This is a genomic window from Massilia sp. LXY-6, assembly GCF_051233485.1.
Lineage (GTDB): Bacteria > Pseudomonadota > Gammaproteobacteria > Burkholderiales > Burkholderiaceae_D > Telluria.
The window spans coordinates 17125-43725 of record NZ_JBKFGF010000040.1 but is presented as its reverse complement, the minus strand read 5'-3'; the positions used below and the strand labels follow the sequence as shown (position 1 = coordinate 43725).

Genomic DNA, 26601 nt, shown 5'->3' with positions numbered 1-26601 from the left:
CCGGGTGACCGGGTAATTATTGCGAGGAAGCGACCGAGCCTTCGGCGCGTTCGAACACCAGCTTTTTCGCGCCGTCCAGGTGGAACACCCCGATCGGCTGGGCCTGCACGTTGTCGGAAGGCGGCGGCAGCTGGGAGCAGCCCTGGGTTTCCACCTGCCACATCACGTCGCCCGAGCGCAGCAGGAAGCTGTCTTCGCCGGTCGAGAACAGCTCGACGTTCAGGTCGGCCATGGGCGCCTTGCCGAGGTCGAACTGGCGCTGGCAATCCGGCAGCCGGGACGCGATCAGGCGCACGCCGGCCTGCTTGCTCCAGAAATAATCCTGCGTGACGATCACGGTCAGGGCGTGATCGTTGCCATTGATGACGTAGCTGGCCGATTCGTTGACGCAGCCGGCCAGCAGCAGTGGGGTCAGGAGCACAAGGGAGCGTAGGGTCATTTCCGGAGTATAAGACTCTTCAAAGCGCGGCCGCAACGGCACCTGTCGCATTTCTTATTTCTTGGCGGAATAGCATCTCGCGCGCTCCCCGATTTTTCGATTTCGGCCATCATGCAGCCGATGGAAAACCGAGACTACGAGCAGATGAACCCGCCGGGCGGCCACCCGGTCAAGATGTGGACCAGGGGCGTGCCGGTCGAGCCGGAGGCGAAGGAACAGCTGTCCAGGCTGGCACGCCTGCCCTTCATCTACCACCACGTGGCAGTGATGCCCGATGTCCACCTCGGCAAGGGCTCGACCATCGGCAGTGTGATCCCGACCCTGGGCGCCGTGATTCCGGCCGCGGTCGGCGTCGACATCGGCTGCGGGATGATGGCCGCCAAGACCACACTGCGCGCGGCGGACCTGCCGGACAATCTCGGCAAGCTGCGCAGCGCCATCGAGGAAGCGATCCCGCACGGGATGTCGCCCAAGACGCGCGGCCACAAAGGGCGCGATGCCGGCTCCTGGAACAATCCGCCGCCACCCGTCGACGCCGGCTGGGCCAGGCTGAAGGACGAATTCGACCAGCTGTGCCGCAAGTGGCCCAAGCTGCGCAACACCAACAACTACAAGCACCTCGGCACCCTCGGCAGCGGCAACCACTTCGTCGAGATCTGCCTGGACGAGGAAGGCTTCGTCTGGCTGATGCTGCACTCCGGTTCGCGCGGGGTCGGCAATGCGATCGGCACCCACTTCATCGAGCTGGCCAGGCAGGACATGCGCAAGCACATGGTCAACCTGCCCGACCAGGACCTGGCCTACCTCGAGGAAGGCACCCGGCATTACGACGACTACGTGGAAGCGGTCGGCTGGGCCCAGAAATTCGCGCGCGTGAACCGCGAAGTCATGATGCACAACCTGGTGCGCGCGGTGCGCAGCGTGATTCCGAAACCTTTCGAAACCCACGTCGAAGCGGTCAACTGCCACCACAACTACGTGCAGCAGGAGCGCCACTTCGGCAAGGACGTGCTGGTCACGCGCAAGGGCGCGGTGTCGGCGCGCGAGGGCGAGCTCGGCATCATTCCGGGCTCGATGGGGGCGCGCAGCTTCATCGTGCGCGGCAAGGGCAATCCCGAGAGTTTCAATAGCTGCAGCCATGGCGCCGGGCGCACGATGAGCCGCACCGAGGCCAAGCGCCGCTTCACGGTGCAGGACGCGCGCGAAGCTACCGCCGGCATCGAGTGCCGCAAGGACGAAGGCGTGATCGACGAAATCCCGATGGCCTACAAGGACATCGATGCCGTGATGCGGGCCCAGAGCGAGCTGGTGGAAGTCGTGCACACGCTGAAACAGGTGGTGTGCGTGAAGGGCTGAATATCCAAATTTCTTTGAAAGCGAGTGAAACCATGCCACAAGATGAACACAGAGTGGTGGAGCAAGGCGCGCATGCCGTAGCCCCGTCGCCGTATGCGCCGCCGCAGCCGCTGACGCTGCGGATCAACGGCGCCGAGCACGAGCTCACGATCGAGCCGCGCGTCACCCTGCTCGACGCCTTGCGCGAAGTCCTGCACCTGACCGGCACCAAGAAGGGCTGCGACCGCGGCCAGTGCGGCGCCTGCACCGTGCTGGTGGACGGCCAGCGCATCAACTCCTGCCTGACCCTGGCCGTGATGCACGACGGCCGCGAGATCGTCACGATCGAAGGCCTGGGCAGCGCCGGGCAGCCGCACCCGATGCAGCAGGCCTTCATGGACTGCGACGGCTTCCAGTGCGGCTACTGCACCCCCGGCCAGGTGTGTTCGGCGGTGGCGCTGCTCGACGAGGTCAAGCAGCGCCAGGCCAGCGCGGTCACCGAGGGCGAGCAGCTGGAGCCGGCCGCGCTTTCCGAGGACGAGATCCGCGAGCGCATGAGCGGCAACCTGTGCCGCTGCGGCGCCTATCCGAACATCGTCAAGGCGATCCACAGCGTCGTGCTGCGCCAGGCTTAAGCAAAGGAACCCTGCATGCAATCGATCTTCTACGAACGTGCCCGCGACGTGAACCACGCGATCGACCTGGCGCGCGAGCCGGGCACAAAATTCATCGGCGGCGGTACCAACTTGCTCGACCTCTATAAAAGCGGCATCGAAAAGCCGCTGCGCCTGGTGGACGTCAGCCGCCTCGCGCTCGCCGGCATCGAGGAGCTGCCGGACGGCGGCCTGCGCATCGGCGCGATGGCGACCAACACTGCGGTGGGCACCGACCCGCTGGTGCGCCAGCGTTACCGGGTGCTCTCCGAAGCTTTATTAAATGGCGCCACCACCCAGCTGCGCAACATGGCGACCGTGGGCGGCAACCTGCTGCAGCGCACCCGCTGCTATTACTTCACCGACCCGGCCTTCGCCCGCTGCAACAAGCGCGATCCGGGTTCGGGCTGCGACGCCATCGACGGCCATAACCGCATCCACGCCATCCTCGGCGCCAGCGAGCAGTGCATCGCGACGCACCCTTCGGACATGGCGGTGGCGCTGGCCGCGCTGGATGCCATCGTCCATTTGCAGGGGCCGGATGGCGAGCGCCAGGTGCCGGCCGCCGACTTCCACCGCCTGCCGGAAGACCATCCCGAAGTCGACACCGTGATCCGGCCCGGAGAGCTGATCACGGCGGTCGAGCTGTCGCCGATGCCGTTCGCTCGACACTCGCATTACCTGAAGGTGCGCGACCGCGCCAGCTATGCGTTCGCGCTAGTGTCGGTGGCGGCTGTGGTCGACCTCGACGGCGGCAGCGTGCGCGACCTGCGCATCGTGCTGGGCGGCGTGGCCCATAAACCGTGGCGCGCGCTGGATGCCGAGAGCATCCTGCGCGGCCAGGCGCCCGGCGCCGAACTGCTGGCGCGCGCGGGCGCGGCGGCGGTGGCCGGTGCCCACGGCTACCGGGACAACGCATTCAAGGTCGAGCTGGCGCAGCGCGCGGTCGTGCGCGCGCTGCAGACCGTGATCAGGAAGTCAGGAGGTCAGGTATGAACAGCATCGGCGCACCCATCAACCGTACCGACGCCTGGGCCAAGGTCAGCGGCGCGGCCCACTATACGGCCGAGCACCAGGTCGAAGGCCTGACCCACGCTGTGCTGGTCACGAGTACCATCCCCAGCGGCCGCGTGCTGCGCATCGACGACAGCGCGGCCCGCGAAGTGCCTGGCCTGCTGCTGGTGATGACCCCGCAGAACGCCATGCGCCTGCCGCGGGAGACCAAGGACGGCAAGCTGCAGCCGCCGATCGGCCGCCGGCTGACACTGCTGCAGGAAGACGAGGTCTACTACAACAACCAGCCGATCGCGGTGGTCGTGGCCGACACGGTCGAACACGCACGCGAGGCCGCGGCCCGCCTGCACATCGAGTACGAGCGCAAGGACGCCGTGCTCGACTTCGAACAGGCCAAGCAGAAACTGCATTCGCCCGAGAAGGTGCTGACCGAGGACACGGACACGCAACGCGGCGACCTGGCGGACGGCCTGCTGGCCGCAAGCAAGCGCCTGGACGCGACCTACACCACGCCGATCGAGCACCACAACCCGCTCGAGACCCACGCCACCATCGCAGAGTGGAATGGCGACAAGCTGAGCATCCACGAATCGACCCAGTACATGAAAGGCGTGCAGCGCATCGTCGCGAACATCTTCGGCATCCCGCCGGAGAACGTGACCGCGATCTGCCCCTACACCGGCGGCGGCTTCGGGTCGAAGGGATCGATCTGGTCGCACGGCCCCTTGACGGCAATGGCGGCGAAGATGCTCGGCCGCCCGGTCAAGCTGTCGCTGGACCGCAACCAGATGTTCGGCCCGGTCGGCCAGCGCCCCAACACCGAGCAGCGTTTCCGGCTGGGCGCGGCGGAGGACGGCCGCCTGCTGGCGTCCGCCCACGACACCATCGCCTACACCTCGACCATCGAAGACTGGATCGAACCCTGCGGCATCATCACGCGCATGATGTACGAGAGCCCGAACCAGCAGACCTCGCACCGGCTGGCGCCCATGAACCTGGGCACGCCGACCTTCATGCGCGCCCCGGGCGAGGCAACCGGGTCGTTCGCGCTCGAATCGGCGATGGACGAGCTGGCGGTTGAACTGGACATGGACCCGCTGGCGCTGCGCCTGAAGAACTACACCGAGCGCGACCCCGGCAAGGACCTGCCGTGGTCGAGTAAATCGCTGCGCCAGTGCTACGAGATCGGCGCCGAGCGCTTTGGCTGGAAAGACCGCAAGCCGCAGCCGCGCTCGATGAAGGATGGGAACAAGCTGGTCGGCTGGGGCATGGCCACCGCGACCTACCCGACCAACCGCTCGGCGGGCGAGTGTTCCGCCACCCTGCAGGCGGACGGCAGTGCGCTGTTCCGCTCCGCCACCCAGGACCTCGGCACCGGCACCTATACCGTGATGACGCAGATCGCGGCCGATGCGATCGGCCTGCCGGTCGAACGCGTGCGCTTCGAATTGGGGAACTCGCAGATGCCGGAGTCGCCGGTCTCGGGCGGCTCGACCACGGTGGCCAGCGTCGGCCCGGCGGTGCAGGCGGCCGGCCATGCGCTGCGCCTGAAGCTGGCCGGCATCGCGCTGGCCGACCGGGACTCGCCGCTGTTCGGCAGCAGCGTCGACCGGATCGGCGTCGAGAACGGCGAATTGTATTTGCTGGACGAGCCCGCGCGCCGCGAAACGATGCGCGACATCGTCGCGCGCCACGGCGCACCGGTCGAGGTCACGGCCAAGGCCGAACCCGGCGACGAAAAGAAGAAGTACTCGATGCATGCCTTCGGCGCCGTGTTCGTCGAGGTGACGGTGGACGAAGACCTGGGCGAGATCCGGGTGCCGCGTGTGGTCGGCGTCTACGGAGTCGGCAAGCTGATGAACGAGAAGACGGGCTACAGCCAGCTGATGGGCGGCATCGTCTGGGGCATCGGCCTGGCGCTGTTCGAGGAAACCTTCATCGACGGGCGCAACGGCCGCGCGGTGAACGGCAACCTGGCCGAGTACCACGTGCCGACCAATGCCGACATCCAGGACATCGACGTGCAGATCGTCGACGAGGACGATCCGCACGTGAACCCGCTGGGGGCGAAGGGCATCGGCGAGATCGGCATCACCGGCGTGGGGGCGGCGATCGCGAATGCGGTGTACCACGCTACGGGCAAGCGGGTGCGGGATTTGCCGGTGACGCTAGATAAGGTCCTGTAAGGGCTTAGCGATGAGCGACGGCTGCATGGTGCTCGACAGCGCCATGCTCGCCCTTGCCCTCTTTGCCTTCCTTGCCCTCGCCGTGCTCGCCATGCTTGGCGTGCGTGTTCTCCCACCCACCGCCAAGCGCCAGGAACAGCTGCACCTGGTCCGCCGCCAGCTGCGCATCCGACGACGCCAGCAGGTTTTCGGCGCTGGCCAGCGTGCGGTCGGCATCCAGCGCCGCCAGGAAGTCGGTGCGGCCGAACTGGTACAGCCTGGCGGTCTGCTGCGATGCCAGCGCGCTCTGGTCGCGCGACGCGCGCAGCATCGCGTTGCGGTCGAGCTCACGGGCATACACCGTCAGCGCGGATTCCGTCTCGCGCAGCGCATTCAGCACCACTGAGTCGAAGCGCGCCAGCGCGGCCGCCGTGCCGGCATTGGCCTGGGCGATGTGCGAGTGCGCCGAACTGGTCGACGGCAGGCTCCACGAGATCAGCGGGCCGAGCGCGAATTTCCAGGTGTTCGCGTTGCCGAAATCCTTCATGAAACCGACGCCGCCAATCGAGGCGCCCAGGGTGATGTTGGGGTACAGCTCGGCGGTGGCGACGCCGATGCGGGCGGTGGCGCCGGCCAGCAGGCGCTCGGCCTGGCGCACGTCCGGGCGGCGGCGCAGCAGGGCGGCGCCGTCGCCGACCGGGATGGCGCTGGCCACGCGCGGCGGGGTGGTGCACTGCGCCACCTCGGCCGGGAAGGCGCTCGGCACTTCGCCGGTCAGCACGGCCAGGCGGTACAGGGCGGTGCGCTGGCGCGCCATCAGCGGCGGCAGGTTGGCGCGCAGCTGGTCGAGCTGGGCCTGGGCACGGCTGTTGTCGATCGCGATGCCGCGTCCGCGCTGCACGCGCTCGCCGGTCAGCTTGACGAATTTCTGCTGCAGGTCGACCGACTGCTGCGCCACCTTCAGCTGGTAGCCGGCCGAGCAGGCTTCCGTATAGGCGCGGGTGGTGTCGGCGGCGACCGTCACGTGGGCCAGGTCGGCGGCGGCCTGGGCGGCGTCCTGGTCGGCCTCCACGGCTTCGATGGCGCGGCGAATGCGGCCCCACATATCGAGCTGATAGGATACCTTGATGTCGCCATTGTAGATGCCGGTGCGCGGCAGCGTTTCGGGGATGCCGATCGATTCGCCGGAGAGGCGGCCATACATCGGCTCCACGCTGGCCTCGACTTCCGGACGCTTCTTCTCTTCGACCTCTTCCAGCACCGCATGCGCGCGCTGCAGGTTGGCGGCGGCCACGCGCAGGTCGGCGTTGGCGCTGAAGGCCTTGGCGATCAGCTTGTCCAGGACCGGATCCTGGTACAGGTGCCACCAGTCGGCAGGGAGCGGTTCGGACTTGAAGGATTTTTCGGCGGCGCCCATGAAGGGCGCGTTGGCGGCGTCGCGCTTGACCACGGCGTTCTTCGGCACGTGGTAGTCGGGGCCGACCGTGGTACAGGCGGCGACCGCCGCCGCCAGCACCGACAGGGTCAGTACTTTTTGGGCAGTGGAGCGGTATCGGTTCATGATCATTCCTTAATGCGTTGCCTTGGCGGCCGGCGCGGCGGCGACGACGGCCGGCGCCTTTGCGACAGGCGTTGCGGCGGCGGGAGCAGGCGCCGGCGCCGGAGCGGAGGCGGGTTGGGACACTGCCGGCAGCACTTTCACGGTCGCGGTCTGGCCCGCCACCAGGCGCACGTTGGCCGGCACCGGATCGAGGGCGACGCGCACCGGGATGCGCTGTGCCAGGCGGACCCAGTTGAAGGTCGGGTTCACGTTCGGCAGCATGTTGGCGCCGGTAGAGCGGTCGCGGTCGGCGATGCCTTCGGCGAAGCTCTCGACGTGGCCGGCGATCGGCTGGCGTGTGCCCATCAGGGTCACCTCGACCTTGTCGCCGATCTGGATGCCCGGCAGCTTGGTTTCTTCGAAATAGCCTTCGACATAGAAGGTGTTGCGGTCGACCAGGGCCATCACCGGATGCGAGGCGGTGGCGTAGGCGCCTTCGCGCAGGTCGAGGTTGGTGACGATGCCGTCCACCGCCGACACCACGTGCGAGCGCTGCAGGTTCAACTTCGCGGTGTCGCGGTTGACCTCGGCCTGGGCAAGGGTGGCGCGCGCCTGGTCGGTACGGGTCTGGCCCTGTTCGCGGGTTTCCTGCGACACCAGGTCGTCGAGCTGGGTGTTACGCTTGTTCTCGCGCTGCGCCTGGGCCAGCGCGGCCTGCGCGGCGATCACCTGCGCTTCGCTCTGGCGCAGCGCCAGTTCGAAGCGCGCGCGGTCGATCTCGAACAGCGGCTCGCCGGCCGCCACGCGCTGGTTGTCGTGCACGTAGACCCTGGTCACCTGGCCGGTGACGTCGGGCGCCACCTGCACCACGTAGGCCTTCACGCGGCCGTCACGGGTCCACGGCTCGACCTCGTAGTGGCGCCACAGCTGCCAGCCCGCGTAGGCAGCGCCCGCGGCCACCAGCAAAGTGATACCTACCCGGCCAACCGCCGGAAGAAAATTTTTCGATGCCATGTCAGGACCAGTTACGTGTGAAATACGTCAGTGCACCAAGCACGATGACGAACAGGGAAAAATCGAACAGTGCCGGGTGCCATACCAGGCGGTAGAAGCCGGTCCGGGCCAGGACCAGGTTGAACAGGCGCGACACGACCAACGCCGCCAGCGTGAGCAGCAGGAGCGGAGGAAGGTAGAGGCCATAGATGCTGACTTCGCCGATCATCGGATCTCCATTGTCAGGTTGTAGTCATGAGGGCGGGCTGGTACGGCGCCGCCTCGGGGAACAGGTCGCGCCGGATGCCGGTGAGCGCCGCCAGCGCCTCGCGCTGGGCGGCGTCCTGAGCGTCCTCGCAGTTGGCGCGCAAGGCATTGTCGAGGGCGCCGAGCAGCTGGGCTTCGCCATCCCGGTCGACCGCCGGCAGGCGCTCGAAATACTGCGACAGCTGCGTCATCAGGAGCCCGAGTGCCGCGCCGCCGCGGCCGAGCTGGGAGCGCGTCTGCTGCAGCAGCGTCATGTTCAGGCCGATGCGCAGGTCGCGCAGCGCGTCGCGCGCCTGCAGGTCCTGGTCGCCGCCGGCCGACGCCAGGCGCGGCGTCAGCAGGCCGACACGGTCGACCATGCGCGCCGAGAATTCCGGCAGCGTGGTCTGTTCGCCGCCGCCCAGGCGCGCCAGCTCGTTCCAGCCAGCCTTCAGCAGGCGGCGCGCGGTCCAGGCGGCGCCCACGGTACGCACCACCCGGGTCGTCACCGCGGCCACGGTCAGGCCCAGCACCTGCGACAGCATGCTGTTGGTGAAGGTCACCATGTCCGCGTTGTGGGTGTCGATCATGGCCAGCGTGCCGCAGATGCCGAACAGGAAGGGCATGGCGCGCCCGAAGGTGGATGGGCGGGCCAGCACCACGCCGAGCAGCAGGAACAGCGGCGCGCACACCAGCATCAGCATTTCGAAGCTGTGGATGGCGGGCAGCAGCACCAGCAGGTACAGGGCCGACACCGGGATCGAATAGACCGTCCAGGCCAGGAAGCTCTTGATGAAGGGGGCTGGATCGTCCTGGGTCGAAAAGAAGCAGCACAGCACGGCGCACATCATCGGCGCGGTGGCGCCGGCCGACCAGCCGGTCAGGATCCAGAATGCGCAGCAGAGCAGCACCGCGAAGACGGCGGCGAAAGCCGACAGCGCGGCCATGCCGTAGTCCAGGTGAAGGGCGCTCGCCGGCACTTTATTCAGTACGCCGGGCAGCCCGCGTACTTCGGCCGGCAAGCGGCCGGCGACGCCGGCGTCGATGTGCTGGCGCAGGGCGCGCGTCTCGACGCAGATGTCGACCAGCCGGCGCAGGCGGGCCGCAAGATTCAGCTCGATCATGCCGGTCCAGCCGAGCCCGCGATGCACCCGGGGCGCCAGCTCGTCGATGCGCGTGCGCAGCAGCGCGCCCTCCCTGGAGATCGCTTTCTCCTTCGGGTTGTCGGTCAACGCGACGACATCCTTCAGCAGTGTGCTCCAGTGCTCCGATACGCTGATGGCGCCGAGCTTGCGCAGCGCGGTCAGGCGGTCCTCGATACCCGAGACGACAGGCACGAACTGCGCCAGCCGCTCCTGCAGCGCGTTGACTGCCTTCTCGGTCCAGCGCAGGTGCGAGGTATCGAACGGCAAGTGGGTGCTCATCAGGCGCAGTTCGGTGATGTCGCCGGCCAGCTTGCGGCGGTCCGAGGCGGAGCGCGCGTCGCCTGCCGGATTGAGGGCGTCGCGGATCCAGTGCTGGGCATCGCGCACCGCGTGGTCCAGGCGAGCGAGGAGGACGGGACCGAAGGGCTGTGGCAATACCAGGCTGTGGACCAGGGTCGCGCAGGTCACGCCCAACACGATCTCCTCGACGCGCGCGAGCGCGATGTCGAAGATGGCGCCCGGATCGTTCACGGCGGGGAAGGCGATCAGGCCGGCGGTGTAACCGGCCAGCATCAGCAGGTAGGAACGCGGGGTGCGGTCCAGCAGCGAGACGAACAGACAGGCGCCGATCCACAGCGCCAGCACCAGCGACAGCAGCTCGGGAGAATTCGACAGCTGCGGCACCACGAAGGTGACCATGGTTCCGCCCAGGATAGTGCCGACGGCGCGGTACAGGCCCTTGGAACGGGTCGGACCGGCGAACGGCGCGGCACAGATGTAGGCGGTCATCATCGACCAGAAAGGCCGCGACAGTCCGATGTGCATCGAGATGTACACCGCAAGCATCGCTGCCGCGAACGACTTCACGGAGAACAGCAGCTCCGTCTTGCTGGCGAATTTCATGCGACGGTAAGGTTCGCGATCACGTCAGGCAGCCTGTCCAGCACGCGCAGGCAGGCTTCGACGTCGTCCGGCTCGAAGGCGCCGAACAGCTTGCGGCGGAACGGCACCAGGGCTTCGTCCATGCGCTTCGCGGTCTCCATGCCGGCCTCGGTCAGGCGCAGGATCTTGGCGCGGCGGTCCTGCGGATCCTCGTGGCGCTCGACCAGGCCGTTCTCGATCAGGTGGTCGACCACGCGTACCAGCGACGAGGCTTCCAGGCTGAGTGTCTCGGCCAGCACGCCCGGGCGCACGCCATTCTCGCCGAAGCGGCTGATGACCAGCACCGGCAGGCCGGTCGCCTGCGATAGTCCGTAGTCGGCCGCGACCTTGTCCGCGGCAGCGCGGTAGACGCGCGAGGAAAGGGTCAGAGCGGCGGTGAGGCTGCTCAGGGTCTGGTCCGATAATCGCATGAAGTAGCTTGCGTAAATATGGTTTCAATACAAAAGTTTAGCATGCTAAGTAATTTTTTTCAAGGAGGCACTTGAAATGCAGTAGGGTGGGCATCCCGTGCCCACGCGTGACTACCCTGCAATGCGCAGCAAATCGGATGGTGTAGTGAATTCCCGGGCGCAGCCGTGGCCCCGCAGCGCTTCGATCGGCGCATACCCCCAGTGGACCGCGCCAAAGTCCACGCCCACCTTGCGCGCCGCTTCCGCATCGGTGTCCTGGTCGCCGATGTAGATCGCCTGCCCGGGTGCGACGCCGCAGCGCTTCAGCACGGCGCGGATGCGGCTGGCCTTGCCGAATACCGACATGCCGCATTCGAACCAGGCGACCAGGGCGGACAATTCCGGCCCCAGTACCGTGCGCACGTTATGCGCGGAGTTCGACGACACCAGCGCGATCGTCACGCCGTGCCCGGCCAGGTGGCGGAACGCCTCGGCGACGCCGTCGAACAGGCGGATCGCGCCGGCGTCCTCCTTCATCATCGCCATGAAGGTCCGGGACGCCGCCGGCAGCTTCCAGGCCGGCATGCCGACGTGATCCATCATCTGCCGGGTGCCGTAGTGGCGCAACTGGCCGGCCTTCTCCACATCGATGCGGCGGAAGCCGTGGCGGTCGGCGATGGTGTTGAAGACGCTGAGGAAGAAGGGAAAGGAATCGGCCAGGGTGCCGTCGAAATCGAAGATGGCGAGTCGGTAATTCATCGGTACTGCAGCGTGGGATAATTGCCGACTATACCTGATCTCGAGTTCCGCCTGGCTGCGCCGTCAGTTACGCAGCAATACGGCACGGCGCGGCGATACCTGAAAGGCGGCTCCGAAGCATGCACAACCCTTTCCGTAGGTCCGCGCCGGGCCCGCTTGAATAATCTCCCGTCTCCATTAGTCTGAATTCGGTCAGCTATTCCGTTTGTCTGAATTGACCAGTGGAGGCGAGCATGAAGATTCGGCACGCAGCGGCACGATTTCTCGTCGCCGCTCTCATCGGCTTGTGGTGCGTCGGCGCGTCGGGAGCGGTGGTCAATCTTCCGAAATACAACGTCAGCGTCAACGATGTCTCCGTCTCCGGCCTGTCGTCCGGCGGCTACATGGCGGTGCAGATGCACTTCGCGTATTCGGCAACCGTCAGGAAAGGCGCGGGCGTGGTCGCGGGCGGTCCTCTGTACTGCTCCGAGGGTAACGTTCTGATCGCGGAAGGCCCATGCATGAACGGGGGCGGCTCGCGCAATTTGTCATTCCTGCTGTCCACGGCCCGTACCTGGTCCCGCAATGGCTATATCGACCCGACCAGGAACCTGTTCCTGTCAAAAGTGTATTTGTTGTCGGGGACGCTCGATTCGGCGGTCCTGCAGCCGGTCATGGATGACTTGAGGACGATGTACACCCAATTCCTGCCCAGCGCAAACATCGCCTACAAAAACGATCTCGCGGCCGAGCATGGAATGCCGACCGATTTTTTCGGCAACGCCTGCAGCGTCAAGGCCCCACCGTATATCAATAACTGCAATTTCGACGCCGCCGGCCACATCCTCAACTGGATCTACGGACCGCTGCGGGCGAAAAAGACCGGCCCGTTGAGCGGTGTCTTCCTCAATTTCGACCAGGCCGTCTTCTGGGGGGATTTCAACCCCACGGCCCATGGAATGGCGGAGTCCGGTTTTGCCTATGTGCCGGCAAACTGCGCGGCCGGGCAGGTATGCAGGCTGCACGTCGCCTTCCATGGCTGCAAGCAGAATGCCGACAATGTCGGCGACGCCTTCTACCGGAATGCCGGCTATAACCGCTGGGCCGACACCAACAATATCGTCGTCCTCTACCCGCAAGCGGCCAGGACGGCGGCCAACCAGTATGGATGCTGGGACTGGTGGGGTTACGAGGACCTGAATTTCCCCGGCAAGAGCGGCGGACAGATGGTGGCGGTCAAAACCATGATCGACCGTATCGTCAGCGGCAATGCGGCGGCGCCTTTCAAATGCGTCGACTGGTTCAGCAATAACCTGGTCCACGTTGCGAACCGGCGCGCCTATGTGGGTCGCAATGGACAGGTATATGCCGTCAATTCAAACCAGTACCTGGGCTTCTATTCGGCGTCTGCCTTCACGAGTGTGAGGAATACATCGGCGGGCTATTACGCGTACGGTAAATGTTCCTGAGCCGAATTATTCGCTGAAAATGCCGCGTAAAGACGGTGCATTGAAAGGCGTTACCGAATGTAACGGGTGGGCGCAATCGGCATGGGTCGGCTATGATGCGCCCGCTCGGCAATATCGGCAGCAATGTTTGCTCGTGAATTTGCTCGATGCGCGTCGAGCAAGGAATTGTTGAGGATATGCTGATGAAGGTAAGGACGGGAGCAAGCGGGCCGCAGGGCGCGGTCCAGAAGGAATTTGGCCTGATCAACCTATTGAAGGCCGGCGCAGCGCAGCTGATCGTCTTGCACCACCTGGCGTTTTACGGCCCGATGGCCGACCAGGCACGGCCGCTGATGCCGGCTCTCATCGACTGGCTCGACGCTTACGGCCGCATCGCCGTGCAGGTATTCCTCGTCGTCGGCGGCTTCCTGGCGGCGAAATCGCTGTCCCCGCATGCCCATCCCGGCGTCCAGCACCCTTTCCGCACGATCTGGCGCCGCTATATCAGGCTGGCGCTTCCTTTCATGGTGGCGATGCTGCTGGCGATCTGCGCTTCCTTCCTCGCCAGCCAATGGATGACCCACGATTCGATTTCGGCGCCGCCGACGCTGTCGCAACTGGGCGCGCACCTGCTCCTGCTGCATGACGTGCTGGGTTATGACGCCCTATCGGCCGGCGCGTGGTACGTGGCGATCGATTTTCAGCTGTATGCGCTGGTGACCCTGCTGCTCTGGAGTGCCGGCCATATTGCAGGGCAGCGCTTCCGCCATTGGCTGATGCCGGTACTGGTCGCAATCGGCATCAGCATCTCCCTGCTGTATTTCAATCGCGACGCCGGCTGGGACGTGTGGGCGCCGTATTTCTTCGGCAGTTACGGGCTCGGCATGCTGGCATGGTGGGCCGGCGATCCGGCGCGCAAGCCGGGCGAGGCGGCCTTGCTGTTGCTGATGACGGTAGTGCCGACGCTGCTGGCGCTGAATCTGGAATTCCGCAGCCGGATCGCGGTGGCGCTGGTGGTCGCCTGCATGCTGTTCCTGTTCGGCCGCATCAGGCTCGCCGACTATCGCAGCCACGGATGGGCGCTGGTGAACCGCATGGCGACGATATCGTTTTCGGTTTTTCTCGTTCACTTTCCGGTGTGCCTGGTGGTGAATGCCGGCTTTACCCGATTCGTATCGGAGCAACCGCATGAGCAGGCGTTTGGAATACTGCTTGCGTGGCTGACGAGCCTGACGGCCGGGGCGGCGTTTTATCGCTGGGTGGAGCTGCCCTTGGGCCGGATGCTGATGACGCTGACGCAATCTGCGACGCCGCGGACATTCCTGATAAGCCAGACCGGTATGCAGAGCCGGGCAATTGCCAAGCTCCGGGCCTCTCGATAATCCACGCGGGTTTACTCCAGCCGGATAGCGATGTCGAATACCCAGGTGCGGCGGATTTCGATCACGTCGTATTGACGCGCCAAGGACGGCGGAAAGGCCCCGTAGGGCGCTTGGCTGGCGATGACTTTGCGTATCGCTTCGTCGATGGCGGCGACGCCGCTCGACGTCACGAAGCTCACTTTTTCGACGGTCCCGTCGGCCCGAACGGCGATCGTCACCGTCGGTCGATTGTAAGCTTGCTTGATGAGCTCGCGGACCATCTCGAAGGTCATGTTCTTTTCGATCTTTTGGCTCATCGTCTCTGCGTAAAGGACGAGATCGCGATTTGCGTCGGCGCGACCGAAGAGCCAGCCGCGGCGCAGCTTGCTCGCCGAGGGGAGGGAAGAGCGCGATGCCGCATCGCGTTGGGCCGCTTCCCGATCCAGTTGTTTGCCGATCGCCTTGAGCCGCTCCTCGCGTTCGGCTTCTTGCCTGGCCTTGTCGCGTAGGGCTTGATCTCTCTTTGCCTGCTCTTGCTGCGCAGCGTCCCTTCGGGCGGCGTCGGCGCGTTCCTGTTCCTGTTTTTCTGCAGCCTGACGTGCCTGTTCGGCCTGATTGGCTTGCTGTTGCCGCAGTGCTTCCTGGCCTTGTGCTTCCAGCTGTGCTTGTTTTGCTTGTACTTGCCGAGCGGCCTCCTGGCGGACGCGTTCCTGGCGCTGCAGTTCCAACTGCAATAGCTTTGCCTGTTCTTGCCGGATGACCTCGTTGCGCGCAGCTTCCTGTCGAAGGACCGCGGCTTTTTCCTGTTCTTGTCGGGCGGCGTCCTCCCGAGCTTTTTCTTCCTGGCGTTCGGCGTTTAATCGGGCGGCCTCTACGCGGAGCAGCTCTTGGCGTGCAGCTTCACGTTGTGCGGCGGCCATTAACTCAGTTCGCCTCAGGTTTTCTTCGCGCTGCGTTTCCTGTTCGAGTCCGGCCTGATCCAGTGCCGCACGTTCTTGGGTAGCTTGTTCAACCGGAGGCTGCGCGGCATCGCGGGTCACACTTTGGATTGGCGTTTCACGGATGTGTGTCAGCGACTGTTGTGCCACAGGGGCTGTCGGTAGCGGTGCAATGGTTTGCCTATTCACCGTCAGGACGGGCTCGACGGCAGATGCAGGCGCTGAGGCCGCTGCCGGTTTGGGATTTGGCAATGGCGTCGCAATAGGGGAGGTCCACATGGATGACACCGTGCTGCCGATCGCAGTGACGTCCTCCAGGGCGAGCACGGGATTGGCTTCCTTGGCCGGCGGCGCTGGCGGCGGCAATCGAGCGAGGATGACCTGCAACGCATCGGCACCGAGTCGCCGTTCTTTCCATGGCAGCTTGAAGCCGGGGAGGCCGAAGGCCTGGCCACCGAACGTAACGCTGAGCAATAGCGCGTGGAACAGCACGGCGATCAGTAGCGCTGTGCTCATGCGCCGTTGGTCGCTCTGCATAAAAAGGCCGTGGAAGCGCCCGCTGCTTGCTGTCGAGAACATGAAAATAGACTAACACAAGGATTTCACCCATTGATAGAGAAACAAAAAAAGCGTGGTTTCTTCGTCTATTGGATGCGAGCTCCTGGCGGCGCTTGCGCAATCTGCGACGCCTCGGCCATTCCCGATAAGCCCGATGGGTATGCAGAGCCAACAAATAAAAAAACCAGCCCCGAAAGGCTGGCTTTTTGCCGAACAGCGTTCAATCAACGATCAAACGTCGATATTCCCCGCCTGCAGCGCATTCGTCTCGATGAAGTGACGACGCGGCTCGACCTCATCGCCCATCAGCGTGGTGAAGATCTGGTCCGCAGCAATCGCGTCCTCGATCTGCACCTTCAACAGGCGGCGCACGGCCGGATCCATCGTGGTTTCCCACAGCTGCTCCGGATTCATCTCGCCCAGACCTTTATAGCGTTGTTTGGAGACGCCGCGCTCGGCTTCGTCGCGCAGCCATTCCATGGCCTGCTGGAAGTCGCGCACGGCGAATTCCTTCATCTTCTCGCCTTCGCCGCGGCGGATGATGGCGCCGTCGCCCATCAGGCCCCGGAAGGTGGCGGCCGAGTTGGCCAGGGTCGCGTAGTCGGCGCTGGCCACGAAGTCGGCGTCGATCGAGGTCACCTGTACGTTGCCGTGGCGGATGCGCTCGATGCGCAGCGCGTGCTTGTCCGACAGCGCGTCGGAGCGCACGCCCACCTTCACGCTCGGGTCCTTGATGGCATCCATCATGGCCTGGGCCGATTGCTCGGCGCCTTCCTGGCTCGACAGGTCGAGCGTCACGCCGGTCATGATCGCGGACAGGGCGGCGCGGTCGATCACGCGCGTCAGGCGCATCATGATGGCGTTGGCCAGGTTGTACTGGCGCACCAGGTCGCCGAGCGCTTCGCCGCTGATCGGCTCGGCGCCGTCCTGCGGGATCAGGGCGGCGGTGTTCAGCGCCACCATCATCATGTAGCTGGCTTCCTCGACGTCGTCCTTCAGGTAGCGCTCGTCGCGGCCGGCCTTCACCTTGTACAGCGGCGGCTGGGCGATGTAGATGTGGCCGCGCTCGACCAGCTGCGGCATCTGGCGGTAGAACAGCGTCAGCAGCAGGGTACGGATGTGGGCGCCGTCGACGTCCGCGTCGGTCATGATGATGATGCGGTGGTAGCGCAGCTTGTCGACGTTGAACTCGTCCGGGCCGATCGAGGTGCCGAGCGTCGCGATCAGGGTCGTGATCTGCTCCGACGACAGCATCTTCTCGAAGCGCGCCTTTTCCACGTTCAGCACCTTGCCGCGCAGCGGCAGGATGGCCTGGAACTTGCGGTCGCGGCCCTGCTTGGCGGAACCGCCTGCGGAGTCACCCTCGACGATGTACAGTTCGGCCAGCGCCGGGTCGCGTTCCTGGCAGTCCGCCAGCTTCGACGACAGGCCCAGGCCGTCCATCACGCCCTTGCGGCGGGTAAGGTCGCGCGCCTTGCGCGCTGCCTCGCGGGCGCGGGCTGCTTCGACGATCTTGCCACAGATGATCTTGGCGTCGTTCGGCTTTTCGTTCAGGAAGTCGGTGAGCGTCTTCGCCACGATCTCTTCGACCGGGCCGCGCACTTCCGACGAGACCAGCTTGTCCTTGGTCTGCGACGAGAACTTCGGCTCCGGCACCTTGACGGACAGCACGCAGGTCAGGCCTTCGCGCATGTCGTCGCCCGAGATCTCGACCTTCGCCTTCTTGGCGAATTCGTTCTCGTCGATGTACTTGTTGATCACGCGCGTCATCGCCGCGCGCAGGCCGGTCAGGTGGGTGCCGCCGTCGCGTTGCGGGATGTTGTTGGTGAAGCACAGCACCTGCTCGTTGTATGAATCGTTCCACTGCATCGACACGTCCACCGAGATGTTGGTGCCCTGGTCCGACAGACGGTCGCCGGTGGCCTGGAACACGGTCGGGTGCAGGACGGTCTTGGCCTTGTTGATGTACTCCACGAAGCCGCGGGTGCCGCCTTCGAAGGCGAAGATTTCTTCCTTGCCGTTGCGCTGGTCGCTCAGCTTGATGTTGACGCCGTTGTTCAGGAACGAGAGTTCGCGGATGCGCTTGCTCAGGATCTCGTAGTGGAACTCGACGTGGGTGAAGATTTCCTCGTCGGCCCAGAAATGCACTTCGGTGCCGCGCTTGTCGGTGTCGCCGATGATCTTCATCGGGGAGACTTCCACGCCGTCGACGACTTCGATGATGCGGTCCATCGGGACGCCACGCGAGAACTCGAGCTGGTGCACTTTGCCTTTTTGGCGAACGGTCACGCGCAGCAGCTTCGACAGTGCGTTCACGCACGAGACGCCCACGCCGTGCAGGCCGCCGGAAACTTTGTACGAGTTCTGGTTGAACTTGCCGCCGGCGTGCAGTTCCGTCAGGGCGATCTCGGTCGCCGAGCGCTTCGGCTCGTGCTTGTCGTCCATCTTGACACCGGTCGGGATGCCGCGGCCGTTGTCGGTGATCGAGATGGAATTGTCGGAGTGGATCGTGACGTGGATTTCGGTGCAGTAGCCGGCCAGGGCTTCGTCGATCGAGTTGTCCAGCACCTCGAACACCAGGTGGTGCAGGCCGGTGCCGTCCGACGTGTCGCCGATGTACATGCCCGGACGCTTTCGCACGGCCTCCAGGCCTTCGAGGATCTGAATCGACGAGGCGCCATACTCATCCGCCTTGGCGGCAGAGGATTCCAAAATTGCTTGAGTGTTCTCGGACATGACTGCTTTCTCAAATAACGTGTAAATCAGACCGCGGACTCGTGATCCGCGGTTGCGCCCAACAAGAACATATATGGGCGACTCAGCGTTTTTTAAATACGCATCGGCATGACGACGTACTTGAAGTCGCCATTTTCAGGAATCGAAATCAGCGCCGACGAGTTCGAGTCTCCCAGCGAAATGTTCACCTGGTCGCACTTCAGATTGTTCAGCACGTCCAGCAGGTAGGTCACGTTGAAACCGATGTCGATCGCGTCGCCGCCGTAGTCGATTTCGAGTTCTTCGACCGCCTCTTCCTGGTCGGCGTTGGTCGAGCTGATCTTCATCGAGCCGGGAGAGATCAGGCAGCGTACGCCCTTGAACTTGTCGCTGGTCATGATCGCGGCGCGCTGCAGCGAACGCAGCAGCTCGTCGCGGCTGATCGTGAAGTCGTTCTTGTAGCCCTTCGGGATCACGCGGGTGTAATCCGGGAACTTGCCTTCGACCAGCTTCGACACCAGTTCGATGTCGGCGAAGGTCAGCTTCACCTGCGAGGCGGCGATGTCCAGGCGGACGGTCTCGTCGCTTTCTTCCAGCAGGCGCTGCAGTTCGATGATGGTCTTGCGCGGAATGATGACTTCCTGGCGCTCGAACGATTGCTCGGCTTCGACCTGGGCGAATGCCAGGCGGTGGCCGTCGGTCGCGACCGCGATCACGTTGTGGCCGTCCAGCACCAGCAGCAGGCCGTTCAGGTAGTAGCGGATGTCCTGCTGGGCCATCGCGAAGTGCACCATGTTGAACAGGTGCTTCAGCGTCTTCTGCGGCAGGGTCACCGAGGCGTTGTAACTGTCGGCCACGGAGACGGTCGGGAACTCCTCGGCCGCCAGGGTCTGCAGCGCGAAGCGCGACTTGCCGCTCTGGACGGTCAGGCGCTTGTTCAGCAGGGTCATCGTGACGTCGCCCGATTCCGGCAGGGCGCGCAGGATGTCGAGCAGCTTGCGCGCGGCGACGGTGGTGCCCGCCTCTTCAGGACCGGAGCCGATGTTGGCCAGGGTCGTGATCTGCACCTCGGTGTCGGTCGACAGGAAGGAGACGCTTTCGCCATTCTTGCGGATGAGGATATTGGCCAGAATCGGCATGGTGTGCCGACGCTCGACAATACCACTCACGATCTGCAGTGGCCGGAGAAGCGTGTCTCGGGTGGATTTGACCAGTTGCATAAATATCCCTCAGGTTTTTATAAGGTAAAGATGTTGTCTGCGCAATATTTTGCCAGAAATCACTAAGGAAAAATCCTCAGCCTTTCAGCGTCTGCTCCAGCACGTGCAGCTCGTGGTTGCATTCGGCGTTTTTCTGGCGGTCCTGGGCGATCTTGCGTACCGCGTGCAGCACGGTCGTATGGTCGCGGCCGCCGAACAGCTCGCCGATCTCCGGCAGGCTTTTTTGCGTCAGTTCCTTCGCCAGGTACATCGCGATCTGGCGCGGACGCGCGATGTTGGCCGGGCGACGTTTCGAGTACATGTCGGCGACCTTGATGTTGAAGAAGTCGGCCACCGTCTTCTGGATGTTCTCCACCGAGATCTGGCGGTTCTGCACCGACAGCAGGTCCTTCAGTGCTTCCTTGACCACGTCGATGGTGATTTCCTTGCCGTGAAAGCGAGAGTAGGCCAGGATCTTGCGCAGCGCGCCTTCCAGCTCGCGCACATTCGAGCGCAGGTGCTTGGCCACGAAGAAGGCGACGTCGTCGTTCAGCACGACGCCTTCCGATTCGGCCTTCTTCATCAGGATCGCCACGCGCATCTCGAGTTCCGGCGGTTCGATCGCCACCGTCAGGCCGGAGTCGAAGCGCGAGATCAGGCGGTCGTCCATGCCGGTGATCTCTTTCGGATAGGTATCCGAGGTGATGATGATCTGCTTCTTGGCCGCGATCAGCGCTTCGAACGCATAGAAGAACTCTTCCTGCGTGCGGCTCTTACCGCCGAAGAACTGGATATCGTCGATCAGCAGCATGTCCAGCGAGTGGTAGTAATGCTTGAAGTCGTCGAAACCCTTGCGCTGGTAGGCGGTCACCACGTCGCGCACGTACTGCTCGGCATGGATGTAGCGGATGCGCGCGCCCGGCTGGTCGGCCATCACCTGGTTGCCGATCGCATGGATCAGGTGGGTCTTACCAAGGCCCACGCCGCCGTAGAAGAACAGCGGGTTGTAGGAGACGCCCGGGTTGTTCGCGACCTGGATCGCAGCGGCGCGCGCCAGCTGGTTCGCCTTACCGGTCACGAAGTTCTCGAACGTGAGTTCCGGATTGACGCGGCTCTGCTCGCGGCGCGGGTTGTTGGCGATGACGTTGTCCGGCGTGACGACCGGCGTCGCCGGCACCGTGTTGTCGGCGGCGGCATTGATGCCGATCGCGCCCGCAGCCATCTCGGCGGTCGAGCTGGTTGGCTGGCGATTGCTTACCGCGTCTGGTTTCTTCGGCAGATTCCGTGGGTCGAGCACAAATTGCACCTCCACCGGGCGCTCCCAAAAGTCGGAGGCGAGGGCAGTGATGCGGTTGGCGAATTGCGACTTTACCCAGTCGAGCTTGAAGCGGTTGGGCGCCGCAATGCGCAGCTTGCCGTCCTCATAGTCGAGGGCGACCAGTGGTTTGATCCACGCGGTATATTGCTGCGGCGTCAGCTCGAGTTCCAGCTGCGTGGAACAGGCCTGCCAAAAGTTTTCCATACATCGACTTATTTAAGCGTAACACTCTATTTTAACTGTCTTCTCGGAAGTTATCCACAGGCGCGGCAGGTTTTTTCCACCGAATCTCAACAGCCTGATGCACATCCGCAACCGGTTGCCGGCGCGTTGCGGCGGCGCTATGGCGCAACAGCTTTCTTGACAGCTCGACCGAAAATGCTGTCTAATTCAGGGTTCCCCGCCCACACGCATTGCCAACTCAGGCACTCAGCACATGGGCGAACAAGCTTTGCTGAGGCGTGACGCTGGCTTAACAACTGCGAAATGTCATTGGCGCACTGCCGGCTCATTGGAAGCCGGCCCCGATTTTGCATTCTAATTTGCTTTAAGCGAGACCACCATGAAACGTACTTACCAACCTTCCGTCGTCCGTCGCAAGCGTACGCACGGCTTCCGCGCACGTATGGCTACCCGCGGTGGCCGCCAAGTCCTGAACGCACGTCGCGCCAAGGGCCGCAAGCGTCTGGCTGTCTAAGCCCAGGTAACGCCCCTGTCGACCGCGCTCCCGCAATGACAGGCGAAGGTTCGCACGACTTCGCGCGCGTTCGGCGTATCGTAAAAACGGATGAGTTTTCATCCGTTTTTCGTTTGCGCCCGGTACAAAAAACCGCGCATTTCGTGCTCTATACCCGACCGAATTCCCTGCCGCATGCGCGGCTGGGCGTCGTCGCGGCCAAACGGTTTGCCCCGCGCGCGGTCACGCGCAACACCATCAAGCGTGTCACGCGCGAACTGTTCCGCACCACGCCGCTCCCTGGCATCGACTGCATCGTGCGCCTTTCGCGGCCGGTCAATGCCAAGGACGGCCCGGCCACGACCGCGGCCCTGAAGACGCTGCTGCGCACCGAGCTGGCGCGCCTGTTCGCGTCGCAGGCGCCCAGGCCGCGCAAGCCGGTGCCCGATCCGGCGGCCGGCGTCCCGGCGGCCGGCGTCCCGGCGCCCGGCGTACATCCGGGGCAGCAGCCATCATGAACCGGCTGCTCGTCTGGCTATTGCGCGGTTACCAGTTACTGGTGTCCCCGATGCTCGGGCCGAGCTGCCGTTTCTATCCGACCTGTTCCAATTACGCGATCGAAGCGGTCAGACTGCACGGCGCCGCGCGCGGCGGCTGGCTGGCCTTGCGCCGTGTCTGCCGCTGCCACCCGTGGAACGCGGGCGGCAACGATCCGGTTCCCGGTTCTCCGCTTGCGTCCGCGGACAAGCATTCCCCAACCGCTTGCGGTTGCAACCATTCCTGAATAAGACCCAATGGAAATCAATAAACGTACCATCCTGTGGATCGTGTTCGCCGTCTCGCTGGTCGTCCTCTGGAACGACTGGATGGTGGCCAACGGCAAGCAGTCGATGTTCTCACCGCAGCCGCCCGCCAAGGTCGCGACCACCCCTGCCGCCCAGCCGAAGGTGAACGACCTGCCGGCACCGGCGGCCACGCCCGCCTCCGTTCCCGGCGCCGCACCGGCCGATGCTGCTGCCGCACCGGCACCGATCCAGACCAAGGTCATCACCATCACGACCGATGTCTATAAAGCCGACATCGACACCGCCGGCGGCGTGATCCGCCGTCTGGAACTGCTGAAGTACCGCGACAAGGTCGACCCGACCAAGAACCAGCTGCTGTTCCACGTCGATCCGGCCAAGGGCCGCCTCTACCTGGCGCAGACCGGCCTGACTCCGGCCGCGACCGGCGTCCTGCCGAACCACAACACCCCGTTCGTGGCCAAGCCGCTGGTAGATAACGGCAACCAGATTCAGCTGGTACTGGAAGCGGAGCAGGGCGGCGTGCGCCTGACCAAGACCTTCACCTTCCACCGCGGCGACTACGTGATCGGCGTGCGCCATGATGTGACCAACATCGGCACCGTGCCGGTCTCGCCGAGCCTGTACCTGCAGCTGCAGCACGACGGCAGCAAGCCGGAAGGCGACACCTACTTCAACAGCAGCTACACCGGTCCTACCCTGTACACCTCGCAGGACAAGTACCAGAAGCTGACCTTCGAGAAGATCGCCAAGGGCAGCGCCGAGCACGCGACCAAGGCCACCGACGGCTGGATCGCGATCTCGCAGCACTTCTTCGTCTCGGCCTTTATCCCGCCGGAGAAGATGCAGCGCGATATCTACACGAAGAGCCTGGGTAACAACCTGTTCGCCATCGGCACCGTGCTGCCGCTGGGTACCGTGGCGCCTGGCGCGACCGTGTCGAACGAGTCCCGCCTGTACTCGGGCCCGCAGGAAGAGAAGATGCTGGAGAAGGTCACCCCGGGCCTGGAACTGGTGCGCGACTACGGTTGGGCGACCATCATCGCCAAGCCGATTTTCTGGACCATGGACCAGCTGCACCAGATGATCGGTAACTGGGGCTGGACCATCGTCGCCTTCACCATCCTGATCAAGCTGCTGTTCTTCCCGCTGTCGGCGGCCGGTTACCGCAGCATGGCCAAGATGAAGACCGTGACGCCGAAGATGCAGGCGCTCCGCGAGCGCTTCAAGAACGATCCGGTCAAGATGCAGCAGGCCACCATGGAGCTGTACAAGACCGAGAAGATCAACCCGCTGGGCGGCTGCCTGCCGATCCTGATCCAGATGCCGGTGTTCCTGGCCCTGTACTGGACGCTGCAGGCAGCGGTCGAAATGCGCGGCGCGCCGTGGATCCTGTGGATTCACGACCTGACCGCCCCGGACCCGTTCTACGTGCTGCCGATCCTGTACGCGATCTCGATGTTCGTGACCACCAGGCTGAACCCGCAGCCGGCCGATCCGATGCAGGCCAAGATGATGATGTTCATGCCGCTGGCATTCTCGGTCATCTTCATCTTCTTCCCGTCCGGCCTGGTGCTGTACTGGGTGGTGAACAACCTGATCTCGATGGCGCAGCAGTATGTGATCACCAAGAAGTACGCGCCGGCGAAGTAAGCGTTTTTCGCCGTGTTGAAAAGAGCCCGTGCCTGCACGGGCTTTTTTATTACAATCCCCTCATGAAACTAGACACCTCCCCCATCGCCGCCATCGCCACCGCCCCCGGCCGCGGCGGCATCGGCGTCGTGCGCGCTTCGGCCAAGTCGCTGGCGCCGCTGATCGACGCCCTGTTTCCGGGCTCGAAGCTGGCGCCGCGCCACGCCACGTATATTCCGTTCAAGGACGCCGCCGGCACCGTCATCGACGAAGGCCTGGCCCTGTACTTCAAGGGTCCACACTCCTATACCGGCGAGGACGTGCTGGAACTGCAGGGCCACGGCGGCCCGGTGGTGCTGCGCATGCTGCTCGCGCGCGTGCTCGAAGCCGGTGCGGACTTCGGACTGCGCCTGGCCGAGCCGGGAGAATTCACCCGCCGCGCCTTCCTGAACGACAAGCTCGACCTGGCCCAGGCCGAGGCCGTGGCCGACCTGATCGACGCTTCCACCGAAGCTGCGGCGAAGTCGGCCTCGGCTTCGCTGTCCGGCGCCTTCTCGAAGGTCGTGCACGAGCTGGTGGACAAGACCATCAACCTGCGCATGCTGGTCGAAGCCACGCTCGACTTCCCGGAAGAGGAAATCGACTTCCTCGAAAAGTCGAATGCACGCGGCCAGCTGGCCGGCATCATCGACGCGCTGGAGCACGTGTTCCGCCAGGCGGCGCAGGGCGCGCTGCTGCGCGAAGGCCTGAACGTGGTGCTGGTCGGCCAGCCGAACGTGGGCAAATCCTCGCTGCTGAACGCGCTGGCCGGATCCGATGTCGCGATCGTCACCCCGATCGCCGGCACCACGCGCGACAAGGTCAGCGAGACCATCCAGGTCGAAGGCATCCCGCTGAACATCATCGACACGGCCGGCATCCGCGCACTGGACGAGGGCATCGACGTGGTCGAGCGCATCGGCATCGAGCGCACCTGGGGAGAAGTCGGCAAGGCCGACGTGATCCTGCACCTGCTGGACGCGAGCCTCGGCCCGGCCAAGGCCGACGAGGAGATCGTCGCCGCCTTCCCGGAAGGCGTGCCGGTGATCCGCATCTGGAACAAGATCGACCTGTCGGGCCACAAGGCATCAAGCGACGTGAGCGCGGACGCGACCCACATCTACCTGTCGGCGCACGAGAAGATCGGCATCGAGCTGCTGCGCAAGGAGCTGCTGCGCATCGCCGGCTGGCAGCAGACCGGCGAGTCGCTGTACCTGGCGCGCGAACGCCACCTGATCGCCCTGCGCGCGGCGCGCGGGCACCTCGACGTGGCGGCGGCGCACGCGGCGCAGGACGACCAGTCGCTCGACCTGTTCGCGGAAGAGCTCAGGTTGGCGCAGGATCAGCTGTCCAGCATTACCGGGCAGTTCACGCCGGACGATCTGCTGGGGGTGATCTTCAGCCGGTTCTGTATCGGTAAATAATTTGTTTTGATATCAGCAGGCGCTTGTGCCGCTGCAAAAAAACGCCCCGGTCGAAGAAGCCGGGGCGTTTTTACGTGTGCAAAGGGAGCTGTGGATTACTTGTCGTCCTTCTCGCCCATGACGGTGTAGAGATATTCAACGATCTTCTTGCCGCGCTCGGTATCCGGGCTTTCGCCCAGCATTTTCTGATAAATCTTGCGCGCCGTCTTTTCGTTGAAAGTCTGGTTCAGCACCACGTTCGGCGTGTGGCACTGCGAGCAGGTCTGCTTGACGAGCATCGCATTCGGCCCCGGCGGAAAAGGGGAGGGGTCGCCCTCAGGCTCGCCGGCGCCGGCGAACTGGCCGCCCAGGGCGGTAGTCAGGACGAGCAAGCCTGCGCAGACCGGCATTTTGATCTTTCGAGACATGATTACTCCATATTCAGTTCAAAGTTTTCCCACATATAGTCGGCCCAGTATTCACTGAGGAACAAAAACAGCTCGTGCACAAGGTTGATCAGCTTGCGGGTGCCGTATTCGTAGTCGCCCTCTACCAGTGTCAGGTCGAGCGACACCACGCCATCACGGATGCGGGGCGCGACTGTCGCCAGCCGGGGATCGACGCGCCGGTGCTCGGGTACTTCCGCGTCGGCGCGTCCTTTCAGGAACTCCTTCAGTTCCCGGTACATCATCGAATCCCCCTGGACGGCCGGGAGCAGGTCCGACATGGTCAGGCGCCGGCGTTTTGCGTCGCAACTCAGGGAGAATGGCTGGCCGTAGAGCCAGCCGAAATCGAAGTGCGTCACTTCGTTCCTGCTGCTGGAAGCGCGGTAGTCGCGAAATACGCCGCGCTCGGCATAGGTCTGCAATACGGCGCCGACGTGCGACGCCGCGGAAAGAACGTTTTCCATTG

Annotated in this window: 24 protein-coding genes; 11 read left to right on the top strand and 13 right to left on the bottom strand. The window is 64.3% G+C overall.

Annotated elements, in window-relative coordinates:
* Window positions 1-16: 16 nt before the first annotated feature.
* On the bottom strand, window positions 17-421 hold the full coding sequence (locus ACI48D_RS18070; RefSeq protein WP_435572629.1) for a hypothetical protein: 405 nt from the start codon (window positions 419-421) through the stop codon (window positions 17-19).
* 138 nt (window positions 422-559) lie between these two features.
* Between ACI48D_RS18070 and ACI48D_RS18065 the strand changes: the two genes are divergently transcribed.
* From ACI48D_RS18065 to ACI48D_RS18050, 4 genes are read left to right on the top strand one after another with little or no spacing between them, the layout of a single operon-like run.
* A complete protein-coding gene (locus ACI48D_RS18065) occupies window positions 560-1795 on the top strand; it encodes an RtcB family protein (protein ID WP_435572628.1) in 1236 nt (411 codons plus the stop codon).
* Complete coding sequence (locus ACI48D_RS18060; RefSeq protein WP_435572627.1) at window positions 1780-2409, top strand: (2Fe-2S)-binding protein; 630 nt, start codon at window positions 1780-1782, stop codon at window positions 2407-2409. The genes ACI48D_RS18065 and ACI48D_RS18060 overlap by 16 nt, the downstream gene beginning before the upstream one ends.
* A 15-nt stretch (window positions 2410-2424) precedes the next feature.
* Window positions 2425-3423 carry an FAD binding domain-containing protein gene (locus tag ACI48D_RS18055; protein ID WP_435572626.1) on the top strand — a complete coding sequence of 333 codons (999 nt, stop codon included), beginning with the start codon at window positions 2425-2427 and terminating at the stop codon, window positions 3421-3423.
* Window positions 3420-5627 (top strand): xanthine dehydrogenase family protein molybdopterin-binding subunit, encoded by a 2208-nt coding sequence (locus ACI48D_RS18050; RefSeq protein ID WP_435572625.1) that lies wholly within the window; start codon window positions 3420-3422, stop codon window positions 5625-5627. The genes ACI48D_RS18055 and ACI48D_RS18050 overlap by 4 nt, the downstream gene beginning before the upstream one ends.
* 4 nt (window positions 5628-5631) lie before the next feature.
* Here the strand turns inward: ACI48D_RS18050 and ACI48D_RS18045 are convergent, their stop codons facing one another.
* From ACI48D_RS18045 to ACI48D_RS18020, 6 genes are all read right to left on the bottom strand, one after another.
* Complete coding sequence (locus ACI48D_RS18045) at window positions 5632-7167, bottom strand: efflux transporter outer membrane subunit (RefSeq protein ID WP_435572624.1); 1536 nt, start codon at window positions 7165-7167, stop codon at window positions 5632-5634.
* A gap of 9 nt (window positions 7168-7176) precedes the next feature.
* Complete coding sequence (locus tag ACI48D_RS18040) at window positions 7177-8160, bottom strand: efflux RND transporter periplasmic adaptor subunit (protein WP_435572623.1); 984 nt, start codon at window positions 8158-8160, stop codon at window positions 7177-7179.
* 1 nt (window position 8161) lies between these two features.
* Window positions 8162-8368 (bottom strand): DUF1656 domain-containing protein, encoded by a 207-nt coding sequence (locus ACI48D_RS18035; RefSeq protein WP_314543511.1) that lies wholly within the window; start codon window positions 8366-8368, stop codon window positions 8162-8164.
* Window positions 8369-8381: 13 nt separating this feature from the next.
* Window positions 8382-10433 carry an FUSC family protein gene (locus ACI48D_RS18030; protein ID WP_435572622.1) on the bottom strand — a complete coding sequence of 684 codons (2052 nt, stop codon included), beginning with the start codon at window positions 10431-10433 and terminating at the stop codon, window positions 8382-8384.
* Window positions 10430-10882 carry a MarR family winged helix-turn-helix transcriptional regulator gene (locus tag ACI48D_RS18025; RefSeq protein ID WP_435572621.1) on the bottom strand — a complete coding sequence of 151 codons (453 nt, stop codon included), beginning with the start codon at window positions 10880-10882 and terminating at the stop codon, window positions 10430-10432. Before ACI48D_RS18025 ends, ACI48D_RS18030 begins: the two co-directional genes overlap by 4 nt.
* Before the next feature lie 111 nt (window positions 10883-10993).
* Complete coding sequence (locus tag ACI48D_RS18020; protein WP_435572620.1) at window positions 10994-11620, bottom strand: HAD hydrolase-like protein; 627 nt, start codon at window positions 11618-11620, stop codon at window positions 10994-10996.
* 233 nt (window positions 11621-11853) lie between these two features.
* On the opposite strand from ACI48D_RS18020, the gene ACI48D_RS18015 reads away from it, so the two are divergent.
* Together ACI48D_RS18015 and ACI48D_RS18010 are read left to right on the top strand one after the other, a co-directional pair.
* Window positions 11854-13068 (top strand): extracellular catalytic domain type 2 short-chain-length polyhydroxyalkanoate depolymerase, encoded by a 1215-nt coding sequence (locus ACI48D_RS18015; protein WP_435572619.1) that lies wholly within the window; start codon window positions 11854-11856, stop codon window positions 13066-13068.
* 146 nt (window positions 13069-13214) lie between these two features.
* Window positions 13215-14429: an acyltransferase family protein gene (locus tag ACI48D_RS18010; protein ID WP_435572618.1), complete on the top strand. Its 1215-nt coding sequence runs from the start codon at window positions 13215-13217 to the stop codon at window positions 14427-14429.
* 11 nt (window positions 14430-14440) lie between these two features.
* On the opposite strand, the gene ACI48D_RS18005 is transcribed toward ACI48D_RS18010, so the two are convergent.
* The 4 genes from ACI48D_RS18005 to dnaA all read right to left on the bottom strand — a co-directional run bounded on the left by ACI48D_RS18005 (window position 14441) and on the right by dnaA (window position 21340).
* Complete coding sequence (locus tag ACI48D_RS18005) at window positions 14441-15862, bottom strand: TonB C-terminal domain-containing protein (RefSeq protein ID WP_435572617.1); 1422 nt, start codon at window positions 15860-15862, stop codon at window positions 14441-14443.
* A 273-nt stretch (window positions 15863-16135) separates the two neighbouring features.
* Window positions 16136-18640, bottom strand: coding sequence for a DNA topoisomerase (ATP-hydrolyzing) subunit B (gene gyrB / locus ACI48D_RS18000; RefSeq protein ID WP_435572616.1), 2505 nt, complete (start codon window positions 18638-18640; stop codon window positions 16136-16138).
* A gap of 92 nt (window positions 18641-18732) precedes the next feature.
* The gene (gene dnaN, locus ACI48D_RS17995; protein ID WP_435572615.1) at window positions 18733-19839 is read right to left on the bottom strand and encodes a DNA polymerase III subunit beta; all 1107 of its coding nucleotides are present in this window, start codon (window positions 19837-19839) and stop codon (window positions 18733-18735) included.
* A gap of 76 nt (window positions 19840-19915) precedes the next feature.
* Window positions 19916-21340: a chromosomal replication initiator protein DnaA gene (dnaA, locus tag ACI48D_RS17990; protein ID WP_047821174.1), complete on the bottom strand. Its 1425-nt coding sequence runs from the start codon at window positions 21338-21340 to the stop codon at window positions 19916-19918.
* Window positions 21341-21698: 358 nt separating this feature from the next.
* Between dnaA and rpmH the strand changes: the two genes are divergently transcribed.
* The 5 genes from rpmH (at window position 21699) to mnmE (ending at window position 25710) form a co-directional block, all read left to right on the top strand.
* Window positions 21699-21833, top strand: coding sequence for a 50S ribosomal protein L34 (gene rpmH / locus ACI48D_RS17985; protein ID WP_040378179.1), 135 nt, complete (start codon window positions 21699-21701; stop codon window positions 21831-21833).
* 35 nt (window positions 21834-21868) lie between these two features.
* Window positions 21869-22330 carry a ribonuclease P protein component gene (gene rnpA, locus ACI48D_RS17980; RefSeq protein WP_435572614.1) on the top strand — a complete coding sequence of 154 codons (462 nt, stop codon included), beginning with the start codon at window positions 21869-21871 and terminating at the stop codon, window positions 22328-22330.
* Window positions 22327-22596 (top strand): membrane protein insertion efficiency factor YidD, encoded by a 270-nt coding sequence (yidD, locus tag ACI48D_RS17975; protein ID WP_435572613.1) that lies wholly within the window; start codon window positions 22327-22329, stop codon window positions 22594-22596. Before rnpA ends, yidD begins: the two co-directional genes overlap by 4 nt.
* 10 nt (window positions 22597-22606) lie before the next feature.
* Window positions 22607-24268 carry a membrane protein insertase YidC gene (gene yidC, locus ACI48D_RS17970; protein ID WP_435572612.1) on the top strand — a complete coding sequence of 554 codons (1662 nt, stop codon included), beginning with the start codon at window positions 22607-22609 and terminating at the stop codon, window positions 24266-24268.
* Window positions 24269-24330: 62 nt separating this feature from the next.
* On the top strand, window positions 24331-25710 hold the full coding sequence (gene mnmE / locus ACI48D_RS17965) for a tRNA uridine-5-carboxymethylaminomethyl(34) synthesis GTPase MnmE (protein WP_435572611.1): 1380 nt from the start codon (window positions 24331-24333) through the stop codon (window positions 25708-25710).
* Window positions 25711-25805: 95 nt separating this feature from the next.
* Here the strand turns inward: mnmE and ACI48D_RS17960 are convergent, their stop codons facing one another.
* Both ACI48D_RS17960 and ACI48D_RS17955 read right to left on the bottom strand, forming a co-directional pair.
* Complete coding sequence (locus ACI48D_RS17960) at window positions 25806-26117, bottom strand: hypothetical protein (protein WP_435572610.1); 312 nt, start codon at window positions 26115-26117, stop codon at window positions 25806-25808.
* Between the two features lie 2 nt (window positions 26118-26119).
* A complete protein-coding gene (locus ACI48D_RS17955) occupies window positions 26120-26599 on the bottom strand; it encodes a hypothetical protein (RefSeq protein WP_435572609.1) in 480 nt (159 codons plus the stop codon).
* Window positions 26600-26601 lie beyond the last annotated feature (2 nt).